Origin of the sequence: Pseudarthrobacter sulfonivorans, from assembly GCF_024391045.1 — a bacterium.
GTDB classification, from domain to species: Bacteria; Actinomycetota; Actinomycetes; order Actinomycetales; family Micrococcaceae; genus Arthrobacter; species Arthrobacter sulfonivorans_B.
This window is the reverse complement of the sequence record NZ_JANFCZ010000037.1, coordinates 23,598-31,789: the sequence shown is the minus strand read 5'-3', so window position 1 is coordinate 31,789 and position 8,192 is coordinate 23,598. Positions and strand designations below refer to the sequence as shown.

11 protein-coding genes are annotated in these 8,192 nt (G+C 64.2%); 7 read left to right on the top strand and 4 right to left on the bottom strand.

All coding sequences use genetic code 11. The annotated features are described in order from the left end of the window. Positions 1-173: 173 nt before the first annotated feature. Both NQJ30_RS18055 and NQJ30_RS18050 read right to left on the bottom strand, forming a co-directional pair. Positions 174-500, bottom strand: a complete 327-nt coding sequence (locus NQJ30_RS18055) for a hypothetical protein (protein WP_255771638.1) — start codon at positions 498-500, stop codon at positions 174-176. Between the two features lie 355 nt (positions 501-855). Further along, a complete protein-coding gene (locus NQJ30_RS18050) occupies positions 856-1,599 on the bottom strand; it encodes an SDR family oxidoreductase (protein WP_255771637.1) in 744 nt (247 codons plus the stop codon). Positions 1,600-1,764: 165 nt separating this feature from the next. Between NQJ30_RS18050 and NQJ30_RS18045 the strand changes: the two genes are divergently transcribed. Further along, entirely contained in the window at positions 1,765-2,115 is a 351-nt protein-coding gene (locus tag NQJ30_RS18045) for a hypothetical protein (protein WP_255771636.1), read from the top strand. 39 nt (positions 2,116-2,154) lie between these two features. On the opposite strand, the gene NQJ30_RS18040 is transcribed toward NQJ30_RS18045, so the two are convergent. Further along, a complete protein-coding gene (locus tag NQJ30_RS18040) occupies positions 2,155-2,496 on the bottom strand; it encodes a hypothetical protein (RefSeq protein WP_255771634.1) in 342 nt (113 codons plus the stop codon). Positions 2,497-2,614: 118 nt separating this feature from the next. On the opposite strand from NQJ30_RS18040, the gene NQJ30_RS18035 reads away from it, so the two are divergent. From NQJ30_RS18035 to NQJ30_RS18015, 5 genes are all read left to right on the top strand, one after another. Further along, positions 2,615-3,832: an MFS transporter gene (locus NQJ30_RS18035; protein ID WP_255771633.1), complete on the top strand. Its 1,218-nt coding sequence runs from the start codon at positions 2,615-2,617 to the stop codon at positions 3,830-3,832. Positions 3,833-4,057: 225 nt separating this feature from the next. Beyond that, the gene (locus tag NQJ30_RS18030; protein ID WP_255771632.1) at positions 4,058-4,615 is read left to right on the top strand and encodes an alternate-type signal peptide domain-containing protein; all 558 of its coding nucleotides are present in this window, start codon (positions 4,058-4,060) and stop codon (positions 4,613-4,615) included. A 68-nt stretch (positions 4,616-4,683) separates the two neighbouring features. Further along, positions 4,684-5,295, top strand: coding sequence for a SipW-dependent-type signal peptide-containing protein (locus NQJ30_RS18025; RefSeq protein ID WP_255771631.1), 612 nt, complete (start codon positions 4,684-4,686; stop codon positions 5,293-5,295). Continuing rightward, a complete protein-coding gene (locus NQJ30_RS18020) occupies positions 5,285-5,926 on the top strand; it encodes a signal peptidase I (protein WP_308215288.1) in 642 nt (213 codons plus the stop codon). The genes NQJ30_RS18025 and NQJ30_RS18020 overlap by 11 nt, the downstream gene beginning before the upstream one ends. Beyond that, a complete protein-coding gene (locus NQJ30_RS18015) occupies positions 5,923-6,396 on the top strand; it encodes a hypothetical protein (protein WP_255771630.1) in 474 nt (157 codons plus the stop codon). Before NQJ30_RS18020 ends, NQJ30_RS18015 begins: the two co-directional genes overlap by 4 nt. Here NQJ30_RS18015 and NQJ30_RS18010 read toward each other — a convergent pair. Beyond that, positions 6,384-7,451, bottom strand: coding sequence for a flavin-containing monooxygenase (locus tag NQJ30_RS18010; RefSeq protein ID WP_255771629.1), 1,068 nt, complete (start codon positions 7,449-7,451; stop codon positions 6,384-6,386). The two genes, NQJ30_RS18015 and NQJ30_RS18010, sit on opposite strands and share 13 nt — an antisense overlap. A 99-nt stretch (positions 7,452-7,550) precedes the next feature. Between NQJ30_RS18010 and NQJ30_RS18005 the strand changes: the two genes are divergently transcribed. Beyond that, entirely contained in the window at positions 7,551-8,192 is a 642-nt protein-coding gene (locus NQJ30_RS18005) for a TetR/AcrR family transcriptional regulator (protein WP_255771628.1), read from the top strand.

The window sequence follows — 8,192 nt, the reverse complement described above, 5'->3', positions numbered from 1 at the left end:
CTTCTGAGCCGTCAGAACGACATGTGCTGCTACCTAGTTGGGATCTCAGAGCGCAGCTACCCGTCCATTCGGGTACAGCTGCACTCTCGGTTCGTGGAGAGTGGAAAACGAAAGGCTTGCGGCTGGCACTCTGGCCCGATTGTTGGGCGCTTCGGGTGCCTTGCCTGGATGCTTTAGGCGGCGATCAGTTCGCGCCCTGCGGTTGCGTGCTCCCGGCGTGGAGCCAGGACGCTGATGGTGCACGGTGCCTGCTGCGGATCGATCCTGGCCGGCAGGTGATGGGTCACGGAAGCTGTCTGGAGCATTTCCAGGGCCTCGTCATCCACCCGTGCGTGGGTGATGTCCACTTCCAGGTCCAAACCCTTCCTGAGGGAGTTGGCCCGCTTAACTACTACATATAGTGCGTTCACACTGTGGATGGTGATATGCCCCGTTGCAATCACCAGAGCCCTGTGGTGGTCGAGATCTATCCGTACAACGATGTTCAGCTTGGAATTCAAGTTGTAAAGCCTTTCCCCGGCATTGGCTGCGACGCTGCAGCTTCTTGCTATGGCCCGTTTGCTGGAGCCTCGTCCAGAGTAAGGGGAGGATGTGACGCACGCAACAGTTACGGATTTATTACACCGATTTGGTTATGGTTGCGTCTGAATCGTGATGCGACACGCCGCTAATCTTGCGCGGATCCTGAGCATCTGCCGTTAGCGTCAGCGGACCAGCCATATGAAAGGTGCGTCAACGATGACCATTCTTGAATACGTCTCAGGCCTCAGCATCATCCTCGGATCCCTGGTGGGCGCCATGGGTATCGTCGCAGGCGTCATGCATTTCAGGCGGAGTCACTAAGGGGAGGGGAACTCAGGGATCCGTCTCCAGCCACTCACCAAACGTTTGGCGTCCGACGGCGGCGCCCGCTGCCGGGATCAGGCTGCCGTTGCGCATCGCGCGCCACAGCCGGCCCGGGGCGGTGAACTCAATTACGCGCTTCTTCTGGCCATGTTTTCGGGCATAGGCGCGGACGAGGTGAGCCATCTGTTTGCGTTCAGGGCCGCCCAGGTCAGCCGCCCGTCCCTGCGGTCCGGCCTCCGCGGCGTCGATCAGGGCCGCGGCCACTTCATGTGCGGCCACCGGCTGGCTGGCCATCCGGGGGACCAACACCAGCGGTCCCAGGGAACTGCGTTCCAGCATCTGCGGTGCGAACTCATGGAACTGGGTGGCGCGAAGAATGGTCCACGGCACGCCGCCATTGCGGACCACGTCCTCTTGGGCCAGTTTTCCGGCGTAGTAGCCAACCGGCGCCCTGTCCACTCCCACGATGGACAGGGCCACATGGTGCCCCACCCCGGCAACCTTCTCCGCCCGCAGAAGGTTGCCGCTCACGGCAGTGAAGAAGTCCACGGACTTCTTCCCGTTCAGCGTTTGAATGTTGGCCACATCGATGACGGCGTCCACACCCTTCAGTGCCTCGGCCAGTCCGGCACCGCTCACCAGGTCCACACCCTCGGCGCGGGAAAGGCTGACTACACGGTGCCCGCGGGCCTGGGCGATGGTGACCACATGGCGGCCAAGTGTTCCGGTTCCACCGGCAACTGCAATGTTCATGCTCCGAATCCTAGGGCACCGGCTGCCGACACAATCCGTCCACATGTTGCGCAGATCAAACTCAGCTGCCTAGCCTGAACATGGCTGCTGAAGCGCGGCCACTGGCCGGCAATGCACGGCCTACCGGGCTGCAGCGTCGCGGCCACGCAAGGAAGGCGCCTGACCTTGACCAACAAGCTCAGCATTCTTGTCCACGTCGATTTCGACCACGCCAAAGCCCAGGTTGTTGCCAAGGGCCACGTCACCATTCACAGCATCCAGGCCCTTTTTGTGGTGGTGAAGCGAGCCAACGCCCTGAGGCACAACCTCGTCCTCGAACTGGACATGCGGAACGCGCGCGTGGACCCCGATGCCCTGCGTCAGTTGCTGACCTGCTCCGAAGCTCGTTTCCTGCCGGTCAGGATCGACCCGCAGCAGACCCCGTGCACGCTCAGCATCCTTCCGCCGAGGCATGCGCTGCACACGGCACACCAGCTGCACGCGGCTCATCACACGCCCGCCCGCTTGGCCGCCTGAATCAGCGAGGCGGACGGAGGCGCTGGCCGGTTGAGACAGTTAACTGCCGGCGGGAATCCTGCCGGCCAGTTCGGACGCCGGCGAGAGAGCCCACCCTTCGGTCTCGGGTTCGAAGCAGACTACGACTGAGGCGTCAGCCTCCCGGGCCTCGTCGAGGGCGAACAGCAGGGCGTCTTCCAGATGCCGGGCATAATCCTGCCGCTCGGTGAACGAGCCCGGCAGCCCGCCGTCGTCAATAATGACGTGGGCCTTGCCGTCCACAATGACTTTCAGCGCATAACCCTGGTCGTCGTGGAGAGACGCCCGGGTGGACGCGATTTCCGTGACCTTGTCTGCCCGGACCAGGCTATTGCTGATGGTGCGGATCCACACCTCACCCATGAGACCTCCTTGGCTGTTAGGGGCACGTAAAAGCACCCCACAAGGCAAAGATTAGTCCTCGCCGGACCGCTTGTGACCCCCTGAAAGGCGCGGAATCATCCCGCGTAAGATAAATCTGATGACTTCGCCTGGAACCCCGCCGCCGTTCAACTTCCGAAGCATTGCCATACCCGCCTTTGGGCCTGCGTTGCTGTTCTGCATCGGCGAGGGCGCAGTGCTTCCGGTGGTGGTCCTCTCCGCGCGCGACCTCGGTGCATCCGTGGCGGTTTCCGCGCTGATCGTCACGCTGATCGGGCTGGGCTCATGGTTCTTCAACCTGCCCGCCTCCCTTATTACGCTCAAGTACGGCGAACGCTGGTCGATCGTCGGCGCCGCCGCGGTGGGCGCCCTCGCGCTCGCGGCGGCCGCGCTTTCCTCCCTGATTCCCCACGGACTCTGGGTGCTCGCGGCGGCGATGACCGTCGTCGGGATGGCGGCAAGTGTCTTCAGCCTGGCGCGGCAGAAGTACCTCACCGAGGCCGTGCCCATCCAGTTCCGCGCGCGGGCCCTGTCGACCCTCGGCGGGGTCAGCCGGATCGGCGTCTTCCTGGGACCGTTCATCGGGGCCGCCGTTATGCAGTTTGCGGGGATCGCGGGAGCTTACTGGGTGGGCGTGGTGGGGATGGCTGCGGCCGCCGTCCTCGCCGTCACCATCCCGGATTTGGTTGTCCCGCCAGCGCCCGACGGCGGCCGCAAGACTCCGGAGCCGACGCTGCGGAATGTGGCGGTTTCCCATGCCGGCGTCTTCCTGACGCTGGGAGTGGGCATCCTGCTGCTCAGCGCGCTGCGCGCGTCGCGCCAGGTGGTCATCCCGCTGTGGGCAGAGCATCTGGGGATGGATCCTGCCCAGGCGTCGGTGATCTACGGGCTGTCCGGAGCGATCGACATGCTGGTGTTCTACCCCGCAGGGAAGGTGATGGACCGGCGCGGCAGGTTGTTTGTGGCCGTTCCCTCCACCGTCATTATGGGGATCGCCATGCTGCTGATTCCCTTGACTGCCTCGTTCACCGGGCTGCTGCTGGCGGCGTTGCTGATCGGGTTCGGCAACGGCATCAGTTCCGGGCTCATCATGACCCTCGGTGCCGATTTCTCGCCCGACCGCGGCCGGGGCCAGTTCCTGGGCCTGTGGCGGTTCATCGCCGATGCCGGATCCACCGGCGGGCCTGTGCTGCTCTCCGGGGTCACCGCCGTGGCCTCGCTGGGGGCAGGGGTCTCGGCCACCGGGCTCCTTGGCTTTGCCGCGGCCGGCGTGTTCGCGGTGGTGCTGCCGCGGCTGAAACACCGGCGGAACTACTAGCCGGATTTTGTCACTTTGATTGATTAGTTACCCGCGGGTAGAAGTCCATCGAATGGAGAGAATCCGCAGCTCAGGTGCCCCTTTTCGGCGTCGTGATTTCCTTGAGGAAACCTTGACAAATGTCGCCTCAACCTTGACGTTTTCCCGGATTAAATCCTGATTTTGGAAGTGCATTGTTGTCTTCATCAAGGCAACGAACCACGCAAAAGTCTGAGGGGACACATCATGAAGAACACCACACTCATCAAGGGATCCGCAGCCATCGCCCTGGGCGCAGCACTGTTGCTGGGCGGCGGCGGAACACTGGCCGCATGGAACGCAGAAGCCACGACGGCGCCGGGCACTATTGTTGCCGGTGACCTGAACGTCGTGAAGACCGTGAACGGCGTCTGGAAAGACCGTGCCGGAACAGTTATTCCAGACATCAGCGCTTACAAGGTGGTTCCGGGTGACAAGCTGACTTTCACCCAAGACGTTGATGTCACCTTGACCGGCGACAAGATGGCCGCGACCATCGTGGCCGTTGGCGCCGACCAGGCCAATGGCTTTACTCCGACCAACGTTGCTGTCACCGGACCTTCCCTGGCCATCAACGGCGCCCCCGTGCCTAACAACCTGACGGCGTCCACCGGCATCCAGAAGGTCACCGCTACCATGACCTTCGAGTTCCTCTCCGCCAACGCCACGGGACGCACGGACGTGAACAAGACCTACAACCTGGGCAACGTCAAGTTCACGCTGCAGCAGGTTGTTGCCGGCTCCGGCCTGGTCCCCGCCCCGTAGTCTGAAACTGGCGGGTGACCGAAAGGCCACCCGCCAGCTGACGCCCGGAATCAGGACCAGGAGGACCCATGCGTATCAAGCATTCACTGCAGGCGGCGGCCCTGATTGCCGCGGCAGTGCTCCTGGGGCTGCTCACCGTGCAGGGCACGTACGCCCTCTGGAACGCCACCGTTGCGGTACCCCCGGGGACGGTGGGGTCGGCGTCGTTCGACGTGAAGATGACTGCCGCTCCCAACAGCGCGAACTTCACGAACATGACCATGGCCGACGGTACAACCGCCAACCTGGCCATCATCCCCACCGGCACCCTGCTTCCCGGCGGATCGGCTTACGGCGGAGTGGTCCTCACCAATAACAGCAACGCAGGCGGCACGTTCAGCACGGCCATTACGGCCACCAAGGGAACGGTGACCAGCACGGGAGACGGAAGCCTGGCCCAGAACGTCACCGTCAACGCCAAGATGGGCACCCAAGCAACAGACTGCAGCGACACTTCCGGCTACGCGGCGTTGGGAACATCGACGCTGACAGCGGCCAGCGTTGCCAAGGCCGCCTCCACCGTGTTCTGTCTCCAGGTCACTCTCAACTCCAATCCCCCCACATCTGTGAAAGGACAAGCAGTGAACATTCCTTTGACGATCACCGCCCGTCAGCTCTGCGGGGTGCCTGGTGAGTGCTGACCTGTCCTTCCTGCACCGCGGAGGCGCCGGCCTTCGCCGCAACGGATCGGCAGTTCCCGGTAAGGAAACTGCCAAGCCAGTCCGCGGCAGCGTGTGGGCCGCAATCGGACGAATCCTGAACATGGTTGTCCTGGCGATCGCCGTGTTCGCCGCGCTCGTGCTGATCGTTGTCCCGCATGCCACGGGCTCGCAGTCCTACACCATCCTCACCAAGTCCATGGTGCCGAAATTTCCGCCAGGCACGTTCATGGTGATGAAGCCGGCCGCGTTCGACGAGCTCAAGTACGGCGACGTGATCACCTTCCAGCTGTACTCCGGACGGCCGGACGTGGAAACACACCGCATTGTTGGCTTCGGTACCACGCAGCAAGGGGAGAAGACGCTGCTCACCCGGGGCGATAACAACGGGGCCAACGATCCCGAGCCCGTCCGCGCCATCCAGGTCAAAGGCAAACTTTTCTACGCCGTTCCCTACGTTGGCTTCGTAGCCAACGCCTTGGGCAACGCCGACCGCGACATGTGGGTGAGGCTCGCCGCGGCTGGGCTGATCGGTTATGGCGGCCTGATGGTTATCAGGGGCTTGCGAAGCCGCAGTCGGTCAAAAACGGCGGACGTGGAGCCGTCAGCGTGAAGAAGTTCGTGCAGCTGCCGGGGGCCGCACTCGCAGTCGGAGCATTCGTGCTTACCGTCCTTCTGGGCGTCGGCGGGACCGCGGCGTCGGCGCTGTGGCAACAGTCAGCCACGGCAACGATGAGTGTCACGGCAAATGGCACGTGGCCCGGACAACTCATCTGTTCTTCGGCGCTTAACTCTGACAAATACGTGAACCTGGCCTATACGTTGTCCGGGGCACCTACCGGCTTGGCGCTTGCGGCCAAGAAAGCGGATGGCACCTACGGCCCCGCTTCCGCTGTCACCCCGGTCGACCCGACCGGAACCATTCAGCTCAGTGGCACCTCAACCGTACTCACCCAGAGCAACGGAATGAGCGTTGTGAGTGTGCGGCTGACGGCATCCTATGCCGACCACTCCACGATGATCGCCGAGACCACAGTGCGGTTGGATGCCGGCACCAGCAACGGCAAGATCTACTGCTCTTGAGCCCAACTCAAAGCGCGCTGGTGAGCCACGAGGTGTTCCACCACGTACTTCGCATCCCGGCCCACCCCGCCCACGAGCCCTGACGTCAGCGCATACTGGAACGGCATCCCCACGAAGTACAGGCCGGGCAGTTCCGGCACAATGCCGCGGTCCGTGGCAGGCCAGCCGTCCGCGTCCAGGGGGAGTCCCTCGATCCAGCCGAAATCGGGCCTGTAACCTGTGGCCCAGACGATGGTGCGGACATCGGCCGGCACGTCCCCGACGTTCTGGAGGCGGGAAAGCCGGGCAACCCCTGCCCGCTCCACATCCTTCACTGACACCCGGATCAGCGGTGCGCCCTGCTGATGGAATCCCGCTGCGACCTTCCGGCCGGGCCTGGTGTCCAGGGTGAGCAGTGAATTCACCAGGCGCCAGTACAGCGGACCGGTAAAACGGAACACTGCATCCGGGATGTGCCGGGTGGGCGTCCCGGCGAGGTACACCGATCCCGCGGGCCGGTGCTGCGCGAGTTCCAGTGCGATTTCCATCCCCGAGGTTCCCGCGCCGGCCACCGTGACCCCGCCCTCCGGGAGCCCCGACGGGCTCCGGTATTCACTGCTGTGCAGCTGCAGAATCGACGCATCGAGAAACGGCGCGAGCCTGGGAACAAAAGGAACGGAGTTGGCGCCCGGCGCCGCAATGACACTCCGCGCCCGCAACTCCCCGTCGCTGGCCTGCAGCTCAAAGCCACCGTCCACAGGCCGGACGGAGCGGACCTGAATCCCGGTCCGGACGGGCAGCTGGAAGTGGGCCGCATAGGCCTCTAAATAATCCGCGAAACCATCCTTGCCGGGGAAGCTACCGCCTGCGGCCGGGAATTTCAGGCCGGGAAGGGAACTGTACCGTGCCGGTGTAAAGAGGCGCAGGGAGTCCCAGCGATTCCGCCACACGTCACCCACCCGCGCCGCGCCGTCGAGGATAGAGAAGTCCGCACCCGCCTCTTTCAGGAACTGGCCTGCGGCAAGTCCCGACTGCCCCGCGCCGATCACCACAACGTCCAATGTCTGGGAATCCATTGCCGGCTCCTTAGCCAAACCCGGGGCACTTCCTCGGCGGATGCCCTGCGGATTTTCACTAGAATAGCACTCCAGTGACTGGAGGAATAGTCTATTTTTATGACTGCTTCAGCCCCCGATTCCCGGGCCCCGAAAGCGAGCCGCCGTGCCGTCCAGGCTGCCGAAACCCGCGCGCTCATCGTTTCCGTCGCCGGGCGGCTGTTCGCCGAACAGGGGTATGTGCCCACCACCATCGACGCCATCGCGTCGGAGAGCGGCGTGGCGCTCCAGACGGTCTACAACTCCGTGGGGAACAAGGCAGCGCTGCTGTCCGCGGTACTGGACGCCGCGGCGTCGGGCCCCCACTCGCCGTCGAACGTCCTGGAACTGATGCGCAAGCGGACTGCGGAAGCCGCTGACGTCGACGCCCTGATCGCCGTCCTGGCCGACTGGTTTGTCGAGGTCCACCGCCGCAGCGGACCGGTGATGCGGGTCATCGCCCAGGCAGCCGCCGTCGACCCCGCCGTGGACAAGCTGCAGACCGCACGCGCGCTGCAGCGGCTCGAACGGTACGGCGAAGCGGCAGCCGCGGTGCGGGCCCGGGGCGGGCTCACGTCCGGAATGTCCGACGCCGATGCTGCCGCCGCCATCTGGGCGGTGGGCCACCCGCAGGCGTACCAGACACTGGTGGGGGAGGCAGGCTGGTCCGTCCAGGCCTACCGCCAGTGGCTGGTCCGCTCGCTGGGGGCCGCGCTCGGCTGA